This window comes from Vibrio sp. V33_P6A3T137, assembly GCF_009904835.1.
GTDB lineage: Bacteria > Pseudomonadota > Gammaproteobacteria > Enterobacterales > Vibrionaceae > Vibrio > Vibrio metschnikovii.
The window spans coordinates 1-25,275 of the sequence record NZ_WXWK01000094.1 but is presented as its reverse complement, the minus strand read 5'-3'; the positions used below and the strand labels follow the sequence as shown (position 1 = coordinate 25,275).

Below are 25,275 nucleotides of genomic sequence, written 5' to 3'. Positions count from 1 at the left end.
GGTTTGTATATAGCTCGATTTTTGGACTTGCCATTATCATCAAATCAACTGTTTTAGATGTAATAACTACTAATTTTAATACTCATGGCATGTTTGAACCAACACTGTTAATCTCCTTAATATACACAATCGGTGCAATTTTGGTATTCGATTTCGGTACGTTTCTGGAGCACTATTTAGCTCATCGAGTAAGGTTTTTATGGGAGTTTCATAAGGTGCACCATGTTCCTGTCACTTTGAATCCGTTAACAGCCTATCGCTCTCATCCAGTTAACCAAGCGTGTTATATTATCGTTACCAGTGGTTTATTAGGGTTATACAGTGGTTTATTTAATTCTTTCTTTGATGGTCAAAGCTTGGCTATCACTTTTGCAGGACAGAATTTATTTATGTTCCTATTCTTGGTTCTTGGCCTAAATTTGCAACACTCGCACGTTAATATAAGATATCCGAGGATCCTGAGGGATATTTTTGTTAGCCCAAGTTACCATCAGCTTCATCATAGTAGCAACCCAGTACACTATGATAAGAACTTTGGGTTTTTGTTCTCATTTTGGGATCGATTGTTTGGTTGTCAGTATCATCCAAATAAAGAAACTAAGTTAGAGTTTGGTATCCCTGATGAGTACGCTTCTTACTCTGGCTTATACAACCACTATGTTGAACCAATCCGTAGAGCAGTTAGACTAACAAGGTCACGCAAGTCCAATGTAGATATTCAGAGTCTGGATTAATGTGATTTTCGATGGTTAATAGATATTGAACTGGAAACCAACTATAGTATCTATCAATATTCTGAAATATCGTACGGTTTGTCAGGCTCAAGCACTTTGGGTTAGGTGAAGAAAACTTATCGATAAGCCAATACAAATAAGTCATTTCTTAGTCTAACGCGCTTCTCGAAAAATGTGAGCTGTATAAATTGCGTAACTACTGTATGGTCACTTACAATGAAGCTTATTGCCCAATACCTCATCCAAAAAATTTCCAAGTCCAACGAGCCTATGAGTCGCACTCGGTGGCTTCACAATAGCTTCCCTAACTGCGTCAATATCACCCATGACTACAACGTGCTGACTCGCTCGGGTGATTGCGGTATACACCAGAGTTCGATCAAGGTTACGACCATCAATAGCAGCAAAAATAACCCGTTTGAACTGTGAACCCTGCGCTTTATGTACAGTAATGGCATAAGAGAGGCGCAGCTTCTCAATGACTTCCAGCGGCAATTCGGTCTCAAAACCTGCACCTGAATCATTATCCCACCGAGCACGTCCATAAGATGCTATCAGCCTCGACTGTTTAGAACGATTTGAGTGTTTAACCTCAAAGGTTCTCGGCTCGTCGTACACCTCGACAATACGCCCCATAGAACCATTGCGTAAGTCGTATTCCTGATGATAGAGATTGGCTACACAAATTACAGGGTCATTGAGACGAACTTCTGAGTCATACCTCTGACCTTCAACGATATAAGGCAAGACCACTCCATTGGGATTCAACTGCTTCTGCGCTTTGATATTCACTCTGCCCACCATTGTATTGGTGGAACAGAGAATTTGGGATGACTCGATGTCTCTCATATATTCGTTAATAGCCCTATCTACAATATGATCCGAGTCCACCTTGTGAAACTCAACATTGTTTCCCAGATAACTCGGCACCCGCCCCTTTCGCACGTCTCCTGAAACCAATGGAATTGAGCTATCAACTGCTGTTCGTTTTACCTCTGTCAAATGAGATACTGGCAAATAAGGACGATCAACCAGTTCGTGCAAGACCAAACCACCACCTATAGGTGGAAGTTGGAATGGATCACCAATCAATACTAGATGCACTTCCGATGGCACAGTATCCACCAAACGATACATAGTATGAAGATCAACCATTGATGCCTCATCAATCACAACAACCATTTTTTTCAGTACGTCTTTATCAACCTTCTCCCAGTTGAAGTGATATAAATGTCCCGCAATGGTCGTTGCATGCTCACCTGTTGCTTCACTCATACGCTGCACTGCACGTCCAGACAACGCTAGCTGTACACGCTTAAAACCTGCAACATCGTAAAGTGCATATAGAGCTTTTAACACTGTGGTTTTCCCGACGCCAGCTCCCCCAGTGATGATGGAAAAAGGAGTAGAAACTGTTCTCGAAACCGCTTCTTTTTGCTCTTTGGTAAGCTTGAAGCCTTGTTTGTGCTCGAAATCTCGAATTACTGATAAGATGGCTCCAATCGATAGTGGTGATTGATAGTCGATACATACTAGATCAGCAATTCGATTAGCGACCATCATCTCCATCACAGCAGGCTCAAAGGCATGGATATAATTACCGCGAACTATCCCTCTAGATTGCTCAATCATTCCAATATACGCAGTAACCCATTTCTCTAAGTCGTCACCGATATAACACTTCATATTATGTAGAAAGTAAGGTAATTCTACTTTTGTGTGTCCGTGATCGTTAAATGCTCCCCATAAGACCTCCGTCACAGCAGCTTGTAGGCGACGCTCGTCATCACGAGCAATCCCGAACTTTAGCTGTGCTAGTTTATCTACCTTACGCCATTGCATATTGAACGATGTCAGACAATAAGGATCGGCTTCTATGGCATCAACTGCGTTCTTGCCATGGAAAGCAAAAACTTTACATGCCAGAGTAGGCTCGATTTGTTTATCTTCTAACCACTTTAAAACCTGCTTACTACTTTGCCGCTCCCACCCCTTTATTAAGACCTCTGCATCCCATTGTGTAATCAACGGAGCACTTACTAACCTTTCGACCAAGCGATTATCCAACGCCTCATAGAGAGATTGATGCCCTGAAGCGTCACTTAGAGTACTAATTAGTGATTCAGCCTTTTTCTCACCAATGCCTGGATACCATTGGCAGTTAGTAAAATGCCACATCAAACTCTTGCCGCTTGGACGGCAGATACTCACAACTTTAGGTTCAATTGTATAGAAGGTTCTGGCATATCCATCCTGAGTTGTAAGGAGCCTCGACCACATCATTCCCTGCTCAATCATCCATATCTGCCCTACCTCCACGAAATGTTCCATCCGCTGGTGTGATGCATCAAGATAATAAAGTCCATCACGATCCAAAATTTCTCCTGTATCGTCAATCAGTGTACAAGTTGCCTGAAACCAGCCTGCGTCCTTGTTCTCGACTCGGACGATACGCAACAGTCCTTCGAATTCTTTCCACTCTTGATGATGCTTAGGTTCAGTGTTACGCATACATTTCCTGTTAACGTCGTGGCCTGGTCAGTTGCTCGAGTGCTCGATTTAATTCAGATAACTCCGTGTACTTCTTCAACTCAGCTTCAAGTTTTCGGATACGCAGGTTAGCCTGTTGCAACTTACCTTCTGTTCGCAATAGTTTCGCCTTGAGTTTGGCTTCCTCCAGTTGCTTCATCGGATTTTCTGTATTAGGAACAGCTTCTGGTTTTAGAGGAATCTCACTATCGCTACGAACGAAAGGAGCAATCGTCTTATTGAGCAAACCTTTCGCGATGACATCATCATTCATCTCATCAAGAAGAATACGAAACCGCTCCCTCTTCCGAATATTTTCCTTTAGAACTTCCAGTTCGACACTTGTAGCCATATCCCAACTTCACTCTTAAACTTCTTCTGAACGTCTACGATTCTCTTCCTTCATACTGGGATCAATGGGCTTATTCAGCATGGCAACACTAATTCCTCGTTGTTGAGCATTAATTTGCCATCTCAAGTATTTTTGCTGATACGCATAATTCTCTTTGTTTAATCTATCAAGTTCATTTTTAAGGCGCTGATTTTCCTTTTCTAACTCTTTAAAGTTATCTACTTGGGTGTTTGCTTCACGTAATGCTGTTTTAGCCTTGTCGAAAGCACCTTTAATGTTGGCGTTGCCACTCAACGCTTGGCGAGAATAACCAAAAGCCTTCGCAACTATTGCCCAACTTAGTTTCTTTCCGAATTTACCTGTTTCCCATGTCGCCAGATAAGCTTTAATGTCTTCCTCTGCTTCAGCCGTAATATATCTATTCATCTTCAACCTCTTCGCAGTTATCTACACCGAATGGAAAAACCTGAACAATCTCGCCAACCGCAAATCTTGGATCTTTCTCAATTGCAAGTGCAGCTTTGCACCCCTCAACCAGCTCTTTGTGGTTCAAATACCAGTTATTGGCACCAGTAAACTCATCATCCGCATCTTCTTTGGCTAATGTCATTTGATGTTCTGCTCGCTCAAGTCGTACGGTGATTTTTTCAACTTCAATCGCGTTACCCTTTTCACGCTTATAGTTGATACAGTTCCGCAAACATGAGTAATGCATACCACAAGGCCATTGTGTGTAGTCGTGCCGACAACGACCAATGTCCGTAAAGTGGTATGAACCAGATTCGTCTAAATCTTGCTGCATTTCCTCATTGGACAATAATGGATAACGCTGAATTGCCATCTTCGCCTGCTCAGCATCAATACTTAGTTTCTTTAGGACGTTTTCCTGGATATGCCGATTTCTCTCAGCGTATTTTTCTGGTTCAATCTGATGGTTGTAGGCGCTGTTATCTTGGGAATTAGAGCGCAAAAAGTTCTTAGCTATATCTTCTTGAGAAAACATATCTGATTCTTGCATCATCGTATTGAGCAAATGCCGAAACTGGTGCGTTCGTACGGTATGATTCATAGCCTCAATTTCAGGGAAGCTATAGCGTTCAAAAACACTTTGGATGCGCCTTTGCTCACCGCCTACTCCCGATTTCTGAGTTCGAGTTGTATAATCGCGCCCCCTAAAAAAGTCTTGTATATAAGTTCCACTGAGAGGCTCCGCAAATACATTCAGACGCTCTTTCGGGGTGTATTGATTGTGATAGCGTAGTGTTAAAAGATCCCAAATAGGGACACTTAGCGTCTCATGCCCAAATCCATCTTTGACAACAGCGATCCGTTCTCGATATGCATCTGAAGCAGCCTCATGAATATCACCAACTCGAAACAGAGTATTACGATTTGAGGACTCAGGTGCTTTCTCTACGCCTAAACGTGTAATCGCGGTTATTGTGTTTGACGTGGAACGACCCGATATTCCTAATAGAGTTTGTATTTGCTTGGCCGAGAGCAAATCATCATCATCGAACCCAATAAACTTGTCCCATTTGCCCTCTTCAAGCATCATCTTAGCGGTATATCGATGAGGAGCGCTCAAGGCTTTTAACCGTTCAACCGCTTCATATACAGTCTCGACCGCTGAAGGCGGCACAATTTTCTCGTCCCACTCTGCTTTTTTCTTTGCCCAAACACGTATTCGCAGTGGCCTAACATACACCCCTGTTTGAGGGTCGAGTTCAAACTCTGCCTGCTCATACTCTTCACGAGTGGGAATGCAATTAATATCTAACCCGACAAACTCATCCATGCGAAAACCTACCAACAACAAGATAATCGCCATACAAAGCAATGATTTATCTTTTTCTTCAATATATTCGTAGTTAGCCCAGAGCGCCGCTAGATATACTAGCACCTCCGTTTTAGGTAGCTTTTTTGCACGTTCTTTCTCTGCTTCCTTACCACCACGGACGGCTTGCTCAGCCCCACCTCGGGAGCTATGTCGCTCTATTGGATTTCGCCAATCGAGTAAAACAGGAGTTAAGCGATTCTTGTCCAATATGCCAGCAATCATAGCTAGCTTATCTCCCCAAATAGAAAGCGTCGTACGAGCTAGTTTCTTTACTGTCATTGCGTAACGAATCGCTAAATCGAAATGCTCAGGGCGAAGCTGAGTTAATGAGGGAGCTACCTGATCTTCTAATCCAATATACAACAATCTAAATACCCCGATAAGAACCATATGAGTCTCATGTTTTACTCTCTTTTGATGGTGCTTTTGGGTGATAAAGGCTTTAACCTCAGAAGCGAATGGCTCTTTAAAGGGGGTCTCATCCTCTTTGGATATTTTTACCTTTTTCGCTTTTCCACAGTCTTCTGTAAAAAGAATGTTCGCAGCATGTGTAACGGCTCGCGTAGTCACTGTCGATTCGAAACCAGCGATGTTCCATGTATATGCATTCCAGTTAACAGTATGATCAAACAATGGTGCGTGAATATTTTTAGCACTTTCGATAAAGCCAGCCATATTTTCATAGCAATTATCGGCAGGGGTAAACAGCGAAATAGTATTTTGCTGTAAGCTTTTTTTTCGCGCAATTTGTCTTGAAGATAGAAAGTCTTCCATTTCATTTATGGCTGGGGTTAACGCCTTTTTCTCATCCATAGTATTCACTAGCGATTCTCCACCTCTAAGCGTTCAATTAATGAACGACAAGCATTAATATGCTCCATTTCATACTTGCCTGGCGCAACCTCATATTTAAATAGTTCTCCTACATCCTCAAGCATACCTTCTAACACTTCGACATGAACTTGTTTATTATTACATGCTTCAAATTTAAGGCACGTATAACAGGAGTAAGGGGGGATTTTTCGACAGCGTCCGCTTTTTCCACAGAAGCCAATACCTACCAAACGACGTAAATTATCAGGACCAAAAACTTGTTTATGTTTATTTGCAGCAGAGAACTCCTCCAAAGTAATCTTACCTCGGAAATAATCAAACATTGTACCAAACTGTTCTCGGTAGACTTTATCAATCTTAATTGCGAAGTTGGCTCCCAATTTGTAGTAAATCATTACATGCTGCAAATCATCATGATCAAGTAACTCCATCAGCATTATTGCAGGCGTACCACAAGCTGCTGCATGAGTAGCAAAGGTTTTACGCAAACGTCGTGGCGTAATCTGCTCATCAAATGTGGGAAGGTTTACAGCAGATTGATAAGAATTAAGTAGGTCGATTGTACTTTGAGTTGCTTTACCAAAAGCAACAGTAGAGAAAGTGAAACGAAATTGTTTACTTCTGGAACCAACCTTTCTCTTGATATGAGGGGATAAAGTAGGCTCAGAATAAAACAGTGGTAGCTCTGTCACAGGGAGTTGAATATTTTTATCTGCTAACCATTGCTTATTGAAGTTTATCAAAGCTTCTAGCATTTCTCCGAGGAAGGTAGGGATAGGTCGAGATTTAAATCGACTACGTGGCACCTCAAATCGCTTTTTAACAGAGGGTACATTCAACAAATAGGATTTACGCTGAGTAATACTATCAATATTTACCGCTAAATCACAAACCATCAGCAAGCGAAGTTGTTTAGGACGAAGACCTAAAGTAATAAACAGCCAAGTAGCAATCAATCGCCAATAAGCCGCAGTTCCAACCTCAAAACGGTCAGCGTAACACTGCAACAATTTCCGTAAGTCTGCCAATTTATTAGAGGTTAAAGGACTTTTACCAGGAATATTAACTAAAATATCTAATCCCTTGGTGCGCCCTTTCAGTTTTAATTGTTCTAATGCATAACCTACATTTTTCTGAAACATAGGGAGTTTCAATGCGACACCACGCTGATACCATAGTCGGACTAACGCTAGCCTATCCTCACTAGAAGACTTACGATTATTGGCAAAATAATAACAAACCTCATCAGCCAATACCTCCGCAAGCTCCTCACCTGAATCATCTAAAAATTCGCAGCTATTTAAAAAGTATTTTACTGCATTAAAAATAGCCAAGGCATGACTTGGACTTTTACTTTTTACAAACCACGCAATAGTGTATTTAAATTGATCAATAAGCTCCACATTGTGAACATTTAGAAGATTGAAGTTAATTAATATAGCTTCTGACTCACCTATATCCCATGTATCTGTTGACGTATCGATAACTCGCAAGCGACCTTTTATCTGAGAGTCGGTAAATAAAGGTGAGTATGCTTCCTGACTATCACTGTCGTGGAATGTTGTAATATTTTGATTATTCATCATCACCTCAGAGTGTTACATATCAAAATCTTCATCGTACTTCGGTTCAGGATATGCGCTATCCAACGCATGGTAATTTCCTTGCAAAATATTTTCTTGGAGCATTCTTAAACAACGCTGCCCACGTATTTGAGTCGAATTATAGGTATAATCTATACCTTGCTTGCTGTTATCCCCCCAGCCATTTGCCCAACGTTGTAATTTTAAAAACTCCTCACTCTCCAATGAATCGCCAAACGCTATTGCCAAATTGTCGTTAAATGTGTGCCTTAAACGATGAGGATGAAGATTATTGAGTTGTTTCGGAAACTTCTCACATAGAAGCTTGCACATATGGTAGAAGGCTCCGTCTGTCATAGGTGTAGGAGCATTGAGAGTATTAAGGAACACATAAGGAGGCGCTTTTCGGGCGATTTTTCCACGCGCCTTACGCTCATTCATTATGTAGCTGTCTAAATCAGCCGCTAGTTCCGTGGTCAAATAAATATTGCGAGGTAAGGTTTTTGCCTCTGGCGGTACAGAACGAGGATCTGACTCTTTTGTCAGATTTTGACCAAAACGGATATACGGTGTGTCCCCCAAAAGGTGGCAGTTATTGATCCTCAATGCCATTAACTCCCCTAACCTGACCCCACATAGTAGTAGCATTTTGAATATCAAATGATTACGAACTCTGGTACGAGATTCAAATGGGTTTTCTGGATGTGTAGGATGGGTAATCAACAGCAAAAACTGCTGCTCTTTGTCTGTCAATCAGATACGTTTTTTCGTGATTCCCGATACTTTTCTAGCATCTAATGCATCGTTGAGATCTTTAATTGCTGGAGCAATAGCGGTGTAATAGGGATCAGTAATCAATCTATTTTCAACCGCAAGTTGACCTAGCCATGTGAAATACTCTCTTACTGCGTCAATTTTCTGCGTCAATACACCTGCGGAGACATAGCCTGCAAATGCCAAGACACTGTCATCACTTTCCTTATCCTCTTTTTGCTTTTTAAGCTGACGCTGGTTCTTGGACAAATAAGAGACTAAAGAGTCAATTTCAGTAATTCCAAAAATCAGGCCCGTCTTAATACGCTCTTCAATATCTACGCCTATATAATCCGACCAGCGATAGAGCTGACAGATATTTTTACCGAGATTCAAAACTGTTTTGGTTGCACGGTCCTTTCGTTTGCCTAGTAAATAGCGAGAAATTTGATCATGAGGTATTCCTTGCCCATCAACGACAACAACCGCCCGTTCTCCATTGTCCTCGATGCGCCAAACTTTAGCCTTGTAGCCCATAATCACTTCCCCCGTCTTTACATTCCAAACCCACACAAAACTAAAGTAGTACACTTGTATGCATATAACAACCTTAACTTTAGAAAAAACCATAAAAAAAGCCCCGCATTGCGGGGCTTTCAGAGATTCCATTCATAATCGTCTTGACAAAAATTAAAAATTCCAGCCTAGAACGGGATATCGTCATCAAAATCCATCGGCGGCTCATTATATTGTGGCTGAGCTTGCTGAGGTGCTGACTGCTTCGGTGATTGCTGCGCTGAAGGTTGTTGTGGCTGTCCCCAGTTACTTTGTTGACCTTGAGGAGCCCCCTGTCCAGGCGCTGCACCTTGCTGACGACCACCCAACATTTGCATAATGCCATTATAACCTTGCACCACAACTTCCGTGGTATAACGATCTTGGCCGCTCTGATCTTGCCATTTACGCGTTTGTAATTGACCTTCGATATAAACCTGCGATCCCTTACGTAAATATTCGCCCGCAACTTCAGCGAGTTTGCCATATAAGGCTACGCGGTGCCATTCCGTTCTTTCACGTTGCTCGCCGGTGGTTTTATCACGCCAGCTTTCTGAGGTTGCCAGAGTGATATTTGCTACCGCAGCACCACTTGCCATATAGCGAACTTCAGGGTCAGCCCCTAAGTTACCGACCAAAATTACTTTATTTACGCCACGGGTTGCCATGTTCTGCTCCGTCATCAAATTTGGTTTTTTAATATTGTGCTAAAGAATAACACGCTTTGTGACTACTACCAATCTCCGCTCTTAATCTGTTATCAGCAAAAGAGAAAATCCAGACTCACAGATCATTTTTTCGATCCTTGTCGTTATTTCAAGTTTTGATAATAGTATCATTTACTTAGCTCGTGGATATGTTACGCAAAGCGTTGATTAACCGTTCGTATCGTACCTCATCTTTCGGCATGCTGAACAAACCGTGTTTGTACATCAATCAGGATGAACCCTATGCCCAAATCGAGTTACGCGCGTACCATCTACTATCTGACCACAGACGTAAATCAATCGACTCCGAGTCGGTTACAAAAAGCATTTCATCTACTCGCGATCCCTATCGAAAAAGTGGAGCCTGAACCGTTAGTACAACAATACCGACACAGTAAACACAAGATACTGCTGCTCGATTATCAAGATCATCGTACTATCCGTCATCGACTTGGCCCTTTAAAGCTGACTACTCACTATCTGGAAACCATTTTGTTCAATGTCGATAAACGATTACCGACCGATCTATTAATTAGCTTTGGGAATTTAAAGGGGCTCTTTTACCAAACCGATAGCGCGGAGCAACTTTCCCATGGCTTAGCACAGATCATTAATGGCCAAAATTGGTTGCCTCGTCATGTTTCGAACCAATTACTGCATCATTTTCGTTACGCCTTTCATGAGCAACATACCAAAGCCACTCTCGATCTTACGGTTCGAGAAATACAGATTTTACGCTGTTTGCAAGCGCAAGCTTCCAACGATGATATTGCGAAGAACTTATTTATCAGCGAACTAACCGTAAAATCTCATTTGTACCAAATTTATAAAAAGCTCGCGGTAAAAAACCGCGCCCAAGCGATATCTTGGGCCAATCACCATCTTTTTCAGTAATGATATCGGGCTGTTAGGATGTTATCGAGAATAGGTAGCGTTGCACATTTTCGATACCCCAACACAGAATGTGCTCAATCACACGATCAGAACATGGTAAAGTTAGCCTATTGTTGCGCATTAAGCTTATCAAGCAAGATCAACAACCTTTATGGGCTTACAGCGACTGCACTTTAATAACAATAGGGTTCTGACTAATGATTAATAAATGCCTTTTTCCTGCGGCCGGCTATGGTACTCGTTTTTTACCCGCGACCAAATCAATGCCAAAAGAGATGATGCCAGTGGTGAATAAACCATTGATCGAGTATGGCGTTGAAGAAGCGATTCAAGCCGGTATGACTGGAATGTGTATTGTTACCGGACGGGGCAAACACGCAATCATGGATCACTTTGATATGAACTATGAGTTGGAACACCAAATTCGTGGTACCAACAAAGAAGAACTGCTGATCGATATTCGACAAATTATTGATACTGCTCACTTTACCTACATTCGTCAACGTGAAATGAAAGGCTTAGGGCATGCCATTTTAACGGGCCGCGAGCTTGTCGGTGATGAACCTTTTGCTGTGGTTCTCGCCGATGATTTATGTGTCAATGCTCAGCAAGGAGTCTTAGCACAAATGGTCGCGCTGTATAAGCAATTCCGCTGCTCGATTGTTGCGGTGCAAGAAGTGCCTGCAGAAGAAACACATAAGTACGGTGTGATTGCTGGTGAGATGATCAAAGACGATCTGTTCCGTGTCGATAACATGGTTGAAAAACCAGAGCCGGGCACAGCGCCGAGTAATTTAGCGATCATTGGGCGCTATATTTTAACTCCTGATATTTTTGATTTGATTGAGCAAACCGAACCTGGCAAGGGGGGCGAGATTCAAATCACCGATGCGCTACTCAAACAAGCCCAGTCTGGCTGTGTATTGGCTTATAAATTTAAAGGTCAACGTTTTGATTGCGGTAGCGTCGAAGGCTATATCCAAGCAACCAATTACTGCTTTGAGCATTTATACCAACAGAATGAACAAAAAGTAGCACTCGCGAAACAATCAACCACTAAAGGCTAATCATTCAGGGTTAGTCAGCACTTTATTGACGGAGCCCTCTGGATAACGGCTCCGTTTTTACTGTTTTTTTATCCAGTGAATATTTGCACAAATCGCACTCTATGTAATACTGACCCTACTTGGTATTACAGTAGACTTTATCGGATGGACAACATTGAAGTACGTGGGGCGCGTACCCACAACCTGAAAAACATTAATCTAACGATTCCCCGTGACAAACTGATTGTGATCACCGGTCTTTCCGGCTCTGGGAAATCTTCGCTGGCGTTCGATACCCTTTATGCTGAGGGGCAACGTCGTTATGTCGAATCGTTATCCGCTTATGCTCGACAATTTCTCTCATTGATGGAGAAACCCGATGTTGATCATATTGAAGGCTTATCCCCTGCTATCTCGATTGAACAAAAATCCACCTCGCATAACCCTCGCTCTACTGTCGGTACCATTACCGAAGTGTATGATTATCTACGTCTACTCTATGCACGAGTTGGCGAGCCGCGTTGCCCTGAACATCAAGTCCCATTAACGGCACAAACCATCAGTCAGATGGTCGATAAGGTGCTCGAAATGCCGGAAGGCAGTAAATTGATGCTGCTTGCGCCTATCATTAAAGAGCGTAAAGGTGAACACGTTAAAACGCTGGAAAATCTCGCTGCGCAAGGTTTTATTCGTGCCCGAATTGACGGCGAAACCTGTGATCTTTCCGATCCACCAACGTTAGAACTGCATAAAAAACACACCATTGAAGTGGTGGTGGATCGGTTTAAGGTACGCAGCGATCTTCAACAACGCTTAGCCGAATCGTTCGAAACTGCCTTAGAGCTTTCGGGAGGGATTGTCGTCATCGCGCCGATGGATCAACCGGGTGAAGAACAAATATTTTCCGCTAACTTCGCTTGTCCGCACTGTGGATATAGCATGCGTGAGTTAGAACCACGAATGTTCTCATTTAATAATCCAGCAGGCGCTTGCCCAACGTGTGATGGTTTAGGGGTGCAGCAGTATTTTGACCCAAGCCGAGTGATCCAAGATGCTAATTTAAGTTTAGCGCAAGGTGCCATCCGTGGTTGGGACCAGAAAAACTATTATTATTTTCAAATGCTGAATGCGTTAGCAGAACACTACGATTTTGATCTCCATCGCCCATTTAATCAACTACCCAAACGCATTCAAGAAGTTGTATTACATGGCTCAGGACGAAGTGAAATCGAGTTTAAATACATCAATGATCGCGGCGACATTCGCGTTAAACGCCATCCTTTTGAAGGTATTTTGCATAATTTAGAACGCCGCTATCGTGATACCGAATCGAACTCCGTGCGTGAAGAACTGGTGAAATACATCTCAACCAAACCTTGCAGCAGCTGTAACGGCACTCGCTTACGTTTGGAATCTCGCCATGTGTTTATCAATAACACCACTCTGCCAGAGATCGTTGAGTTAAGTATCGCCGACGCCTTAGACTTTTTTGCCACTATGCAGCTCGAAGGTCAGCGAGCACAAATTGCTGACAAGGTCATGAAAGAGATTAATGACCGTTTGCAGTTTTTAGTCAACGTCGGACTCAATTATCTAAATTTATCACGCAGTGCCGAAACGCTCTCTGGCGGTGAAGCACAGCGTATTCGCTTAGCCAGTCAAATTGGTGCTGGACTGGTTGGCGTGATGTATGTACTGGATGAACCATCGATTGGTTTACATCAACGAGACAATGAACGATTACTGAAAACCCTGACTCATTTACGTGATTTAGGTAATACCGTGCTGGTTGTCGAGCATGATGAAGATGCCATTCGCATGGCGGATCATGTGATTGATATCGGCCCCGGTGCTGGTGTACATGGTGGGACCATCGTTGCTGAAGGCCATGTAGAGCAGATCATCGCTAATCCACATTCATTGACCGGCCAATATCTCAGTGGAGCCAAGAAGATTGCCATTCCGACTCAGCGAGTGCCTCGTGATCCGAATAAAACGGTCGAGCTGCTTGGTGCGTCTGGCAATAACCTAAAAAGTGTCGATCTTTCTTTGCCTGTCGGGCTCTTTACCTGCGTCACTGGTGTTTCTGGCTCTGGTAAATCAACGTTAATCAACGATACTTTCTTCAGCATTGCCCATACTGCTTTAAATGGCGCGACGACAGCAACACCAGCGCCTTATAAGGCGATTAAAGGTCTTGAACATTTTGATAAGGTTATCGATATTGATCAAAGCCCAATCGGTAGAACACCACGTTCTAACCCCGCGACCTATACTGGTATTTTTACGCCTATCCGTGAGCTGTTTGCTGGCACTCAAGAATCTCGTTCTCGAGGTTATAAGCCCGGCCGATTCAGTTTTAACGTCCGTGGCGGGCGCTGTGAGGCGTGTCAGGGAGATGGGGTTATCAAAGTTGAGATGCATTTCCTACCCGATGTTTATGTGCCTTGTGATGCATGTAAGGGCAAACGCTATAACCGTGAAACCTTAGAAGTCCATTACAAGGGCAAAAGCATTGATGAAGTATTGCAAATGACCATCGAAGAAGCCCATGCGTTTTTTGAGCCTGTCCCTGTGATTGCACGTAAGCTGCAAACGCTGATCGATGTCGGTTTATCCTATATTCGCTTGGGCCAATCAGCCACAACCCTATCCGGAGGTGAAGCACAACGCGTTAAGCTTGCGCGTGAGTTATCCAAACGTGATACCGGTAAAACACTCTATATTCTTGATGAACCGACTACTGGACTCCATTTCCATGATATTCAGCAATTGCTGATCGTGCTGCATCGCTTGCGTGATCGCGGCAATACCGTCGTCGTTATCGAACACAACCTTGATGTGATTAAAACGGCTGACTGGATCGTCGATTTGGGCCCAGAAGGTGGGCAAGGGGGTGGGCTAATTATTGCCGAAGGTACCCCAGAAGAGGTCGCACAAGTCGCAGGCTCACATACTGCACGCTTTTTAAAACCACTGCTCATTCAATAAGGCTATATTGCCGCGCGAAAAAACGCTAAAGTAACGCAACCAGTCACTTATGACTGGTTGCGTTTCAAAAAATAATGGATTGATGTTCAACAATAGATTGTGAGATTTATGGCGACTTTGCTACTCAGCGGCACTCAACTGCAACCGACTGTTCCAAAAGCCCCTTTAAATAAGGCTTTCCTGATTGCCCTTGGCGCTGTTTATTTGCTTGCGATGCATTTTTTTATGCCTAATCCAGGTGGTGCAGGATTAGCCTTATCGTTTAACCCCACGACATGGATAGCCGTCAGTATCACCATCGCCATCGGTTGGTATCAAATTGCCCTCAACCAAAGCCTGCGTTATTCAAAATTAACGGTCGTGTTTTTTGTCAGTTGCTGCATTTTAAGCACACCACTCTTGTATGGAAACGCTTATCTCACTGGTGCTATCGGACGGTTAACGGGGTTATGGGCTGGCTTAGCGCTGTTCATCTGCTTACAACAGTTCTATTTGAGCAATAAGCATAAACAGCGCTTACTATGGTATATCTTGCTGGCGGTTCTTATTCAGGCATCATTTGGGCTGTATCAATACTTACTGTTAAGCCCCAATAACTGGTTTGGTTATAATACGTTAGCTAATCGTCCCTACGGTATTTTCCAACAACCGAATGTGATGGCGAGTTTTATGGCAACGGGATTGATCGTATCAGGCTATTTATTGGCTCGCCAACCTAAAAAATATGACACCAAACTGTTTGAAATTGGTCTGCTCTATCTTACACCGCTGCTAACTCTGCCTTTGTTAGTCGTGTTAGCGTCACGTACTGGCTGGTTATCTGCCGTGTTAGGAACGATGATGATTTTACCTTATCTTTATCGTTTTGCTCCGCGTCGCCGATTGGTTTACTGGATCAGCGCCAGTCTTAGCGGTGTGTTACTGGGGTTTGTGGCCATGTACAGCCAGAGCACCAGCGATATGGTGACCAGTAAAGCGGACCTTGATAGCCCAAGACGCTATACCTTTCCACAAACCGTAGACATGTTGATTGAAAAGCCGTTTACCGGTTATGGCTATGGGAATTTTGAAACCGAATATTTGCTGTACACTGCCCGCCAACATCAACTGAACCCTAATTATCCTGCAGGATTACCTGCTATGGATCATCCACATAATGAACTGCTTTTTTGGGGCGTCGAAGGCGGACTATTACCCCTACTGGGAATTGCGATTGCTGCTGGGTTTGTATTACTGAAAATCCGGACAGCGAAAAAAGGGACTCGCCTCGCTATGCTTGCACTTCTCGTGCCGATTGTTGTGCATAGTCAATTGGAGTACCCGTTTTATCATTCAGCCATTCACTGGATTAGCTTTATCGTTCTGCTGTATTGGATTGATCAGCGAGTTACCCGATATCGCACCTTCTCTTTTAGCCATCTCAGTGGTTCATTACTACGCATCCTGAGCTTAGTGCTACCGATTATCACTAGCCTATATATGTTAACGTCACTGCACAGTAATTATGTGCTTACTCAATTCGAAAAATCGAATCCACCCAATCCTGATATTTTACATAAGGTCACCAATCCATTGGTATGGCGAGATCGTTTCGACTGGAATATTTACAGCACCTACCTCAATCTAGGCTTGCATCAGCAACGAACTGACTACATCCAGCCTTATATCGATTGGTCATTATCGGTTATTCAGCATAAACCAAGACCCGCTTTTTATCGTAACCTCATCTTGGCTTATCAAGGCTTAGGCGATGAGAGCCGAGCGGCGCAAATCCGTTCAGAAGCGGAGTTCCTCTTCCCGACGCTCGATTTCACGCCGCCGAGTTCTTCTTTTCCGTCATCGGACAGCACCATCGTTCCGGCGTCTAGTGAGTGATGATGCTTAACCAGCAACGATACGCCTTTCCAACAACACGTGTCGTCAAAAGAGGCTAAGAATCCCCTAACCAGACAATAAACATTCATCAATGAATTAGGGGAATACCGCCGTTTAACACGTCATCGATACGGCGTTATCGCTGTAAGGCAAGTCCGTCTTGCAACGCTTTCAGACATAAGGCGATGTTTTCTGGGCGCGCCGCGTATCCCATCAACCCAATTCGCCATGCTTTACCTGCTAATGCTCCTAATCCAGCACCTATCTCTAAGTTGTAATGATTAAGCAAATAGTCACGCAGGGCTGCATCATCTACGCCTTGAGGAATATACACCGTATTCAGTTGCGGTAGACGACTGGCTTCATCAACTACAAAGGTTAATCCCAGCGCCTCTAAACCTTGTTTCAATATATTGTGCATTCGGCGATGGCGATCCCACGCGTTGTCTAGTCCCTCTTGTTGCAGTAGCAGTAACGCTTCGTGTAAAGCGTACAAGCTATTCACAGGCGCCGTATGATGGTAACTGCGTTTGCTTGCCCCACTCCAATACCCGAGGACTAAGCTTTGGTCGAGGAACCAACTTTGAATCGGTGTGGTACGCGCGTGTATTTTATCAATCGCAGCGGGAGAAAAAGTTAATGGCGATAAACCGGGCACACAAGATAGGCATTTCTGACTTCCAGAATACACCGCATCCAGTTGCCACTCATCGACCAATAGCGGTACACCACCAAGCGATGTCACGGCATCCACGATTGTCAACATGCCATACTGTTTTGCTAATTGACTGAGGGCTTGCGCATCACTGCAAGCACCCGTTGAGGTCTCGGCATGTACAAAAGCCAACATTTTCGCATCGCTGTGTTCAGCTAACGTAGTGGCCACTTTTTCGATTGAAACTGGCTTTCCCCATTCATCATCAATCACAACCACTTGTCCGCCACAGCGAACGGCATTTTCTCGCATTCGCTCGCCAAACACCCCATTACGACAGACAATCACTTTGTCACCAGGTTCGACCAAATTAACAAAACAGGCCTCCATACCCGCACTCCCTGGCGCTGAAACCGCAATCGTGAATTCGTTTTGGGTTTGAAAGGCATATTGTAGTAACTGCTTCAGTTCATCCATCATGCGAATAAATAATGGATCCAGATGACCAACGGTCGGTCGGCTTAAGGCCTGTAATACTTGCGGTGAAATATCTGAAGGTCCAGGTCCCATCAAGATCCGACGAGGTGGAATAAAACTGCTAATAGCCATAATTGCTCCTTGCTTTTTCGATGACGTGAATGGTTGAGGTTAATGCAAATCACCTCCCACCACAATCCGACCGAAGTCTAGGGGTCCAACCACTTTCACATTCTGATCATTTTTATTTGCATGAGTAGCAACATTTGCAATTGACATTAATCAAACAAAACCGTTCAATGAATGCGCTATCTATACCGAAGAGACTTAACCTAACAACACCACGTTAAATCTTGACGGTATAGCAGAAGAGGAGCACTGCCCAGGCAGATCATTTGTGGAGCCTCAACTCCAATACAAACGATTCATGGGGAGCAGTGCCGAGGTAAAACAAAGGTGAGGCTTTGATTTACCGGTTGCATGGGCTGAATCCCTGTGACTGTCATCAGACGAAACTGATGAAGAGCTTCTGAGGACATTGCTTAACCGTTATCCCTCTTTATTTGCTCTCAGTTCACACTCTTCAAAACATTGGACGTTGGATTACCAACTATTTTTTATTTATAGGAAGTCTTGGGAGACATGCTGTGAACGCATTCAATGTCGCTAAATTTGGCGGAACAAGTGTTGCTAATTTTCAAGCGATGAGCGGCTGTGCCGCGATCATCGAAAATAATCCGACGACGAAGTTAGTGGTGATCAGTGCCTGTTCAGGAGTAACCAATCTACTGGTTGAATTGGCAAACGGAGTACAAGATAGCCAACAGCGAGCGATGATTATTCAGCAATTAGCGGATATTCACTACACGATTATCGAGTCTTTAACCGCACCGCAAACGGTCAGCGCTGAGATAGAAACCATTTTAGACACGGTACGCCGAGCCGCAGAGGCCGCCGCGTTTGAAGTCAGTAAAAAGTTAACCGACCATCTTGTTGCTTGTGGGGAGTTAATGTCCACTTATTTACTCACCCAAATCCTTCGTGAGCGTGGCGTCGATGCCGTACGCTTTGATGCTCGTCAAGTGATGCGTACTGATGATCACTATGGCCGAGCAGAGCCACAGCTGGCCGCTGTACAATCTTTAGTGACTGAAAAATTACACCCACTGTGCCAACAACACGTCGTGATTACTCAAGGTTTTATTGGTGCCGATCAAGAAGGCAATACCACGACCCTTGGTCGAGGAGGCAGTGATTATTCAGCGGCATTATTTGCCGAAGCAATGCAAGCCTGTGGCCTAGAAATTTGGACCGATGTACCGGGTATTTACACCACCGATCCACGGATTGTTACCAAAGCCGCTCCAATTTCCGAAATCAGTTTTAGTGAAGCATCAGAAATGGCCAATTTTGGTGCTAAAATTCTTCACCCTTCAACACTAGTACCTGCGATTCGTCATGGTATTCCTGTTTTTGTGGGCTCGTCCAAAGCACCACAAGAGGGAGGCACTTGGATCCGCCAACAGGTCGACAGTACCCCGCTGTTTCGAGCCCTTGCACTGCGCTGTAATCAAACCATGGTAACGCTACGCAGTGCTAACATGTTTCATGCTTATGGTTTTTTAGCCAAAGTGTTTGAGATTTTGGCAAAACATAAGATTTCCGTTGATCTGATCACGACTTCAGAAATTAGTGTATCGCTAACCTTAGATAAAACCGATACGTCAGGCGGCAATCCTGAATTACCACAACACGTTCGCCAAGAGTTAGAGGCTTTATGTACGGTAGAAGTCGAACACGATCTCTGCTTAGTTGCGCTGATTGGTAATAAGATGAAAGATAGACCCGGCTACGCCAAACAGGTCTTCGGTGTGTTGGATGAATTTAATCTACGTATGATTTGTTATGGTGCCAGCGCCCATAATCTCTGCTTTTTAGTCAATAGCCACGTCTCTAAATCGGTCATTCAAAAGCTGCATCAAGAGTTATTTGAATAACACTAAACTCAAATAGACAGGTCGTCATAATGCGACCTGCCTATTTGGAGTGTTAACCATTAATATTGGGGCCAAGCCACTTTTCGGCGGTTAATTTATCCCAACCTTTACGCTCAGCATAACTTTGAACTTGATCTTCTTGGATCTGAGCTATGGCAAAATAACGTGAATCTGGATGAGAAAAATACCATCCCGAGACCGATGACCCCGGCCACATCGCGTAACTACTGGTTAACGACATGCCTATATTTTCTTCAACCGATAGCAATTGCCATAGCGTGCCTTTTTCAGTGTGCTCAGGACAAGCCGGATAACCGGGTGCCGGGCGAATACCCTGATACTTTTCGCGGATCAAATCATCACAAGCCAGATTTTCCCCTACCGCATAGCCCCAGATTTCTTTACGCACTCGCTCATGTAAGTACTCAGCAAAGGCTTCCGCGAGACGATCCGCCACCGCTTGAATCATGATCGCATTATAATCATCCCCTTGTGCTTTATAAGCATCGGCAAGCTCCCTTTCTCCAATCCCCCCCGTCACGGCAAAAGCGCCAATCCAATCTCGCTTAGCTGACGATTTCGGAGCAATGTAATCGGCAAGACAATAGTTCGCCCCTTTCGGTTTTTCAGTCTGTTGGCGTAAATGGTGTAAAACATGCACAACCTCAGTGCGTGTTTCATCGGCATAGACCTCAATATCATCACCCACACTGGCAGCAGGAAACAAACCACAAATACCTTTCGCTTGCAGTAATCCTTCTCGCTCCACTCTATCTAAGAGTGTATTAGCATCGTGAAATAAACGCTGTGCTTCTTCACCGACTTCTTCGTGCTGCAAAATGGCTGGGTATTTCCCCATCAAAGACCACGTCATAAAGAAAGGAGTCCAATCGATATACTGGCGTAATACGGCAATTGAGCAATTATCAAAGACATGGATACCAGGTTTAGCTGGCGTTGGCGGTGTATAGGTTTGCCAATCAATAGCGACTTTATTAGCACGCGCTTTATCTAAACTGATCGGGCGAGTTTTCGGGGTTTTGCGCGCATGCTGCTCTCTGGTACGTTGATAGTCGAGATCCAACTTTTCAACAAATGCGGGCCGTAATTCATCCGACAACAAAGCGCTGCACACTCCAACCGCGCGTGACGCGTTATTCACATAGACGACAGGATGACGATAATTTTGTTCAATTTTGACTGCGGTATGCGCCTTAGAGGTTGTCGCGCCACCAATCAATAACGGTAAACTAAAACCTTGTCGCTCCATCTCTTTAGCAACATGGACCATTTCATCTAGTGAAGGCGTAATCAAACCAGACAAACCAATAATATCCACTTGCTGCTCTTTGGCGACTTTCAGGATTTGCTCACACGGTACCATTACGCCAAGATCTATAATTTCGTAGTTATTACACTGCAGTACCACACCAACAATATTTTTACCGATGTCGTGTACATCGCCCTTCACCGTCGCGAGTAAAATTTTTCCATTAGCAGAACTGGCCTGTTTGAGCGCATTAATATACGGCTCAAGGTAAGCCACCGCCTGTTTCATCACTCGCGCCGATTTAACCACTTGCGGTAAAAACATTTTACCTTCACCAAATAAGTCACCAACAACGTTCATGCCATCCATCAACGGACCTTCAATCACATCCAATGGTCTTGAGGACTGCTGGCGAGCGTCTTCGGTATCTTCAATAATAAATTCAGTAATTCCTTTCACCAAAGCATGCTCTAAACGCTTTGCTACTGGCCAACTACGCCACTCGAGTAAGGCCGGATCATCAACTTTACCAACCGCATTGTCACGGTACTGCTCTGCCATCTCAAGTAAGCGCTCTGTGGCATCAGGGCGGCGATTTAGGACCACATCTTCTACTGCTTCACGTAAACTGACTGGCACATTGTCATAAATTTCCAACTGACCTGCGTTAACGATCCCCATGTCCATACCGTGCTTAAAACAGTGATAGAGGAATACGGCATGAATCGCCTCTCGAACGTAGTTATTACCTCGAAATGAAAAAGAAACGTTAGATACCCCACCGGAAATCATCGCATAAGGTAAGCCGCGTTTGATGTCTGCAATCGCTTCAATAAAATCGACCGCATAGTTGTTGTGTTCATCAATCCCTGTGGCAATCGCAAAAATATTGGGATCAAAGATAATGTCTTCCGGTGGAAAACCGACTTCATCGACTAAGATGCGATACGCATTGCTGCAGATCTCTACTTTACGCTCACGGGTATCCGCTTGACCCACTTCATCAAATGCCATCACAATCACGGCCGCGCCATAACGGCGAACCAGCTTTGCTTGTTCAATAAATTTCGCTTTACCTTCTTTTAAAGAGATAGAGTTAACAATCCCTTTACCTTGAATGCACTTTAGCCCCGCTTCAATGACTTCCCACTTCGACGAGTCAACCATGATCGGTACTTTAGAAATCTCAGGTTCGGAAGCACATAACTGTAAAAAACGCACCATACAGGCTTTGGCATCGAGCATGCCTTCATCCATATTGATATCGATGATTTGTGCGCCATTAGCCACTTGCTCACGCGCCACGTCTAACGCTTCATCGTACAATTCTTCACGAATAAGACGCTTAAAACGTGCTGAACCGGTGACATTAGTCCGCTCACCGACATTAACAAACAACGTTTCCTTGGCAATTGTGAGTGGCTCTAAGCCAGAGAGACGACAAGCAACGTTAAGCTCAGGTAAACGACGAGGTGCCACGCCTTCGACCGCTTTAGCCATCGCAGCAATGTGCTCAGGCGTCGTACCACAGCAACCGCCCACCAGATTCAAAAATCCGGCTTGTGCCCATTCAGCAATATGCTCCGCCATCTCTTCGGGACCGAGATCATAGTCACCAAAGGCATTCGGTAAGCCAGCATTAGGATGAGCAGAGACATAGCTTTCTGATATTCGCGATAATTCCGCGACGTATGGGCGCAGCTCATCGGGACCAAGCGCACAGTTAAGACCAAAAGAGAGTGGTCGAACATGGCGCAGAGAATGATAGAAGGCTTCCGTTGTCTGACCGGAAAGGGTTCTTCCGGACGCATCGGTGATCGTGCCTGAAATCATTACAGGTAATGCGTAACCTAATTCATCAAAGATACCATCAACCGCAAAAGCACAGGCTTTCGCATTAAGTGTATCAAATACCGTTTCAATCATGATCAGATCGCACCCGCCTTCAATCAAGGCTCGCGTCGATTCTGAATAGGCGTCAACCAATTGATCAAAGCTGACATTGCGATAACCGGGATCATTTACATCGGGCGAGATCGAGCAAGTTCGGTTGGTCGGACCGAGTACACCCGCAACATAGCGTGGTTTATCGGGCGTTTTTTCAGTCCATTCATCGGCGACTTGGCGTGCTAATTGCGCAGCAGCATAATTAATTTCTGCGCTTAATGACTGCATATCGTAATCGGCCATCGCAATGGTGGTCGAGTTGAAAGTATTCGTTTCTAAAATATCAGCGCCAGCGGCTAAATAAGCATGATGGATCTCTTTGATCAATGATGGTTGAGATAGAACCAAGAGATCATTATTACCTTTAAGGTCACAATGCCAATCAGCAAACCTGTTACCTCGGTAGTCTTGCTCTTGTAACTGATAACTCTGAATCATGGTGCCCATACCACCATCAATCAGTAAAATTCTGTGTTTGAGTTGTTGCTCAATTTGCTTGGATACCTGACTTCCCACTGTAAAACCTCACTCCCTTGTATTTATTCCTCATCCTATCACAGTTTAGTTAGAAATCTAGACGTCTAAAAACCAGATTAATGACATCGAAAATCCTGCGATTAACAAAACCTAATTGTTATAAAATGTTTGCTATTTGTTATCGATACAACGAAAATTTTAATTACACCTTGTTACATAATGAGAAAGAGAATGTCGGTCTACTACACCCTATGCTTTTTATCTGCCGCGGCGATGCTGATTGCTTTTATCAACAGTAAAATAATCAAGATGCAAACCACCATTGCTATTACCGCTGGTTCAATGATGCTTTCGATATTGATCATCATTGCCGGACAAAATGATTGGTTTTATCTCGCACAAATTGCCACTGATACTGTGACGAGAATTAATTTTGAAAGCTTTTTGTTAAAAGGCATATTAGGGTTTCTGCTATTTGCAGGCGGCTTGGGGATCAAACTACCCAATCTAAAAGAACAAAAGTGGGAGATTACCGTACTTGCTCTAGGAGCAACACTCTTCTCCACCTTCTTCATCGGCCTTGTGTTGTATGCCTTTTGTCAGTTTATTGGTATTCAACTTGACCTGATTTATTGTTTACTGTTTGGCTCCCTTATCTCCCCCACGGACCCGATTGCCGTACTTGCGATTGTAAAAAAACTCAATGCACCCAAGCGTATTTCGACCCAAATTGAAGGAGAATCGTTATTTAATGACGGCTTCGGATTGGTTATTTTTGTCACGCTATTCACGATCGCTTTTGGTCATGAAACACCAACGATTGGCAGCGTTACTGTACTGTTTGCTCAAGAAGCATTAGGTGGAATTGCTTACGGCTTTTTACTTGGCCTACTCTTTCATTACTTGATCAGTGCTACTGATGACCATTCTATGGAGCTCTTACTCACTATCGGTATCCCAACCGCAGGGTATGTTTTTGCTGATGTTATCCATGTTTCCGGTCCCTTAGCGATGGTAGTGTCTGGCATTATGATCGGTAACTGGACACGTTTTATCGGTTTTTCTAAAGAGAGTGAAGAGCACTTAGATCATTTCTGGGAGCTCGTAGATGAATTTTTAAATGGCGTATTATTTTTATTGATCGGTATGTCAATGTTGCTGTTTGAATTTCATCAAGAAGATTGGATTCTAATGGCCTTTGCCATTCCACTCGTACTATGTGGACGCTATCTGAGTGTGTGGATATCTTATTTGGGCTTTAAACGCTTTCGTCATTACAACCCATGGTCAGTGAGAATTCTAACTTGGGGAGGATTACGAGGTGGATTGGCGTTAGCCATGGCGCTATCTATCCCAGCTGGGGTAATGGTCATTCCAGATAAATTAATTGATGTGAAAGAATTGGTAATGGTGATGACTTATGCTGTGGTTGTATTTTCCATCTTAGTGCAAGGTTCTACCATTACTCCAATGATTGAAAAAGCGAAGCAGGCCGAGCCAGACAACACTAAAGACTGAGATGAAAATAGCCCTATAAGTTGATCGTTATAGGGCTATTTTATGCCTTATTTTCCCGTTTTATATGCCAATGTTGTGTTCTAATAAGTAAATAACCGAAAATAAAAAAGCCTTAACATTGCTGTTAAGGCTTACGATTTGCTATTAACACCCAACACACGCATCTTTTGGCGATTAGCGGGATCCGCTGCTTTGGAGGCTGCCGAACTTAAAAATATTGTACCTAGATCAAAAAAGGTCT

At 43.8% G+C, this 25,275-nt stretch carries 17 protein-coding genes and 1 riboswitch; of the genes, 7 read left to right on the top strand and 10 right to left on the bottom strand.

What is annotated here, in order from left to right; genetic code table 11:
• A partial coding sequence (locus CAG60_RS09255) for a sterol desaturase family protein (RefSeq protein ID WP_161438794.1) occupies positions 1 to 734 on the top strand: 734 nt, incomplete at its 5' end.
• Between the two features lie 207 nt (positions 735 to 941).
• Here the strand turns inward: CAG60_RS09255 and CAG60_RS09250 are convergent.
• Genes CAG60_RS09250 through CAG60_RS09220 form a run of 8 tightly spaced genes read right to left on the bottom strand, consistent with a single transcriptional unit; the run spans position 942 to position 9,848 of the window.
• Positions 942 to 3,245, bottom strand: coding sequence for an AAA family ATPase (locus tag CAG60_RS09250; RefSeq protein WP_161438793.1), 2,304 nt, complete (start codon positions 3,243 to 3,245; stop codon positions 942 to 944).
• Positions 3,246 to 3,255: 10 nt separating this feature from the next.
• Positions 3,256 to 3,615 carry a hypothetical protein gene (locus CAG60_RS09245; protein ID WP_161438792.1) on the bottom strand — a complete coding sequence of 120 codons (360 nt, stop codon included), beginning with the start codon at positions 3,613 to 3,615 and terminating at the stop codon, positions 3,256 to 3,258.
• A gap of 15 nt (positions 3,616 to 3,630) precedes the next feature.
• Positions 3,631 to 4,041 (bottom strand): hypothetical protein, encoded by a 411-nt coding sequence (locus CAG60_RS09240; protein WP_001083107.1) that lies wholly within the window; start codon positions 4,039 to 4,041, stop codon positions 3,631 to 3,633.
• Entirely contained in the window at positions 4,034 to 6,268 is a 2,235-nt protein-coding gene (locus tag CAG60_RS09235; RefSeq protein WP_202598554.1) for a hypothetical protein, read from the bottom strand. Before CAG60_RS09235 ends, CAG60_RS09240 begins: the two co-directional genes overlap by 8 nt.
• Positions 6,269 to 6,276: 8 nt before the next feature.
• Positions 6,277 to 7,875 (bottom strand): tyrosine-type recombinase/integrase, encoded by a 1,599-nt coding sequence (locus CAG60_RS09230; RefSeq protein WP_237667771.1) that lies wholly within the window; start codon positions 7,873 to 7,875, stop codon positions 6,277 to 6,279.
• A gap of 12 nt (positions 7,876 to 7,887) precedes the next feature.
• Entirely contained in the window at positions 7,888 to 8,625 is a 738-nt protein-coding gene (locus CAG60_RS16650) for a site-specific integrase (RefSeq protein ID WP_237667770.1), read from the bottom strand.
• On the bottom strand, positions 8,626 to 9,294 hold the full coding sequence (locus CAG60_RS16645; protein WP_237667769.1) for a hypothetical protein: 669 nt from the start codon (positions 9,292 to 9,294) through the stop codon (positions 8,626 to 8,628).
• Between the two features lie 35 nt (positions 9,295 to 9,329).
• The gene (locus CAG60_RS09220) at positions 9,330 to 9,848 is read right to left on the bottom strand and encodes a single-stranded DNA-binding protein (protein ID WP_004396114.1); all 519 of its coding nucleotides are present in this window, start codon (positions 9,846 to 9,848) and stop codon (positions 9,330 to 9,332) included.
• Between the two features lie 282 nt (positions 9,849 to 10,130).
• Between CAG60_RS09220 and CAG60_RS09215 the strand changes: the two genes are divergently transcribed.
• The 4 genes from CAG60_RS09215 to CAG60_RS09200 all read left to right on the top strand — a co-directional run bounded on the left by CAG60_RS09215 (position 10,131) and on the right by CAG60_RS09200 (position 16,693).
• Positions 10,131 to 10,781 carry a LuxR C-terminal-related transcriptional regulator gene (locus tag CAG60_RS09215; protein ID WP_004396115.1) on the top strand — a complete coding sequence of 217 codons (651 nt, stop codon included), beginning with the start codon at positions 10,131 to 10,133 and terminating at the stop codon, positions 10,779 to 10,781.
• Between the two features lie 197 nt (positions 10,782 to 10,978).
• The gene (gene galU, locus CAG60_RS09210; RefSeq protein ID WP_154169290.1) at positions 10,979 to 11,848 is read left to right on the top strand and encodes a UTP--glucose-1-phosphate uridylyltransferase GalU; all 870 of its coding nucleotides are present in this window, start codon (positions 10,979 to 10,981) and stop codon (positions 11,846 to 11,848) included.
• 144 nt (positions 11,849 to 11,992) lie between these two features.
• Complete coding sequence (uvrA, locus tag CAG60_RS09205; protein ID WP_040904715.1) at positions 11,993 to 14,818, top strand: excinuclease ABC subunit UvrA; 2,826 nt, start codon at positions 11,993 to 11,995, stop codon at positions 14,816 to 14,818.
• Positions 14,819 to 14,926: 108 nt separating this feature from the next.
• A complete protein-coding gene (locus CAG60_RS09200) occupies positions 14,927 to 16,693 on the top strand; it encodes a PglL family O-oligosaccharyltransferase (protein ID WP_161438790.1) in 1,767 nt (588 codons plus the stop codon).
• A 136-nt stretch (positions 16,694 to 16,829) separates the two neighbouring features.
• On the opposite strand, the gene CAG60_RS09195 is transcribed toward CAG60_RS09200, so the two are convergent.
• Complete coding sequence (locus tag CAG60_RS09195) at positions 16,830 to 17,957, bottom strand: pyridoxal-phosphate-dependent aminotransferase family protein (protein ID WP_161438789.1); 1,128 nt, start codon at positions 17,955 to 17,957, stop codon at positions 16,830 to 16,832.
• A 228-nt stretch (positions 17,958 to 18,185) separates the two neighbouring features.
• Positions 18,186 to 18,362, top strand: a riboswitch (Lysine riboswitch).
• Between the two features lie 110 nt (positions 18,363 to 18,472).
• Between CAG60_RS09195 and lysC the strand changes: the two genes are divergently transcribed.
• Positions 18,473 to 19,822: a lysine-sensitive aspartokinase 3 gene (lysC, locus tag CAG60_RS09190; RefSeq protein WP_161438788.1), complete on the top strand. Its 1,350-nt coding sequence runs from the start codon at positions 18,473 to 18,475 to the stop codon at positions 19,820 to 19,822.
• 52 nt (positions 19,823 to 19,874) lie between these two features.
• Here the strand turns inward: lysC and metH are convergent, their stop codons facing one another.
• Entirely contained in the window at positions 19,875 to 23,555 is a 3,681-nt protein-coding gene (gene metH / locus CAG60_RS09185; RefSeq protein WP_161438787.1) for a methionine synthase, read from the bottom strand.
• A gap of 192 nt (positions 23,556 to 23,747) precedes the next feature.
• On the opposite strand from metH, the gene CAG60_RS09180 reads away from it, so the two are divergent.
• Positions 23,748 to 25,034 (top strand): cation:proton antiporter, encoded by a 1,287-nt coding sequence (locus CAG60_RS09180; RefSeq protein ID WP_158144334.1) that lies wholly within the window; start codon positions 23,748 to 23,750, stop codon positions 25,032 to 25,034.
• The last annotated feature ends 241 nt before the right edge of the window (positions 25,035 to 25,275 follow it).

Excerpts from the sequence above, each read along its gene's own strand:
- CAG60_RS09250 (WP_161438793.1), bottom strand. The coding sequence starts at position 3,245 with ATGCGTAACACTGAACCTAAGCATCATCAAGAGTGGAAAGAATTCGAA.
- CAG60_RS09245 (WP_161438792.1), bottom strand. The coding sequence starts at position 3,615 with ATGGCTACAAGTGTCGAACTGGAAGTTCTAAAGGAAAATATTCGGAAG.
- CAG60_RS09240 (WP_001083107.1), bottom strand. The coding sequence starts at position 4,041 with ATGAATAGATATATTACGGCTGAAGCAGAGGAAGACATTAAAGCTTAT.
- CAG60_RS09235 (WP_202598554.1), bottom strand. The coding sequence starts at position 6,268 with ATGGATGAGAAAAAGGCGTTAACCCCAGCCATAAATGAAATGGAAGAC.
- CAG60_RS09230 (WP_237667771.1), bottom strand. The coding sequence starts at position 7,875 with ATGATGAATAATCAAAATATTACAACATTCCACGACAGTGATAGTCAG.
- CAG60_RS16645 (WP_237667769.1), bottom strand. The coding sequence starts at position 9,294 with ATGGAATCTCTGAAAGCCCCGCAATGCGGGGCTTTTTTTATGGTTTTT.
- CAG60_RS09220 (WP_004396114.1), bottom strand. The coding sequence starts at position 9,848 with ATGGCAACCCGTGGCGTAAATAAAGTAATTTTGGTCGGTAACTTAGGG.
- CAG60_RS09215 (WP_004396115.1), top strand. The coding sequence starts at position 10,131 with ATGCCCAAATCGAGTTACGCGCGTACCATCTACTATCTGACCACAGAC.
- galU (WP_154169290.1), top strand. The coding sequence starts at position 10,979 with ATGATTAATAAATGCCTTTTTCCTGCGGCCGGCTATGGTACTCGTTTT.
- uvrA (WP_040904715.1), top strand. The coding sequence starts at position 11,993 with ATGGACAACATTGAAGTACGTGGGGCGCGTACCCACAACCTGAAAAAC.
- CAG60_RS09200 (WP_161438790.1), top strand. The coding sequence starts at position 14,927 with ATGGCGACTTTGCTACTCAGCGGCACTCAACTGCAACCGACTGTTCCA.
- CAG60_RS09195 (WP_161438789.1), bottom strand. The coding sequence starts at position 17,957 with ATGGCTATTAGCAGTTTTATTCCACCTCGTCGGATCTTGATGGGACCT.
- CAG60_RS09180 (WP_158144334.1), top strand. The coding sequence starts at position 23,748 with ATGTCGGTCTACTACACCCTATGCTTTTTATCTGCCGCGGCGATGCTG.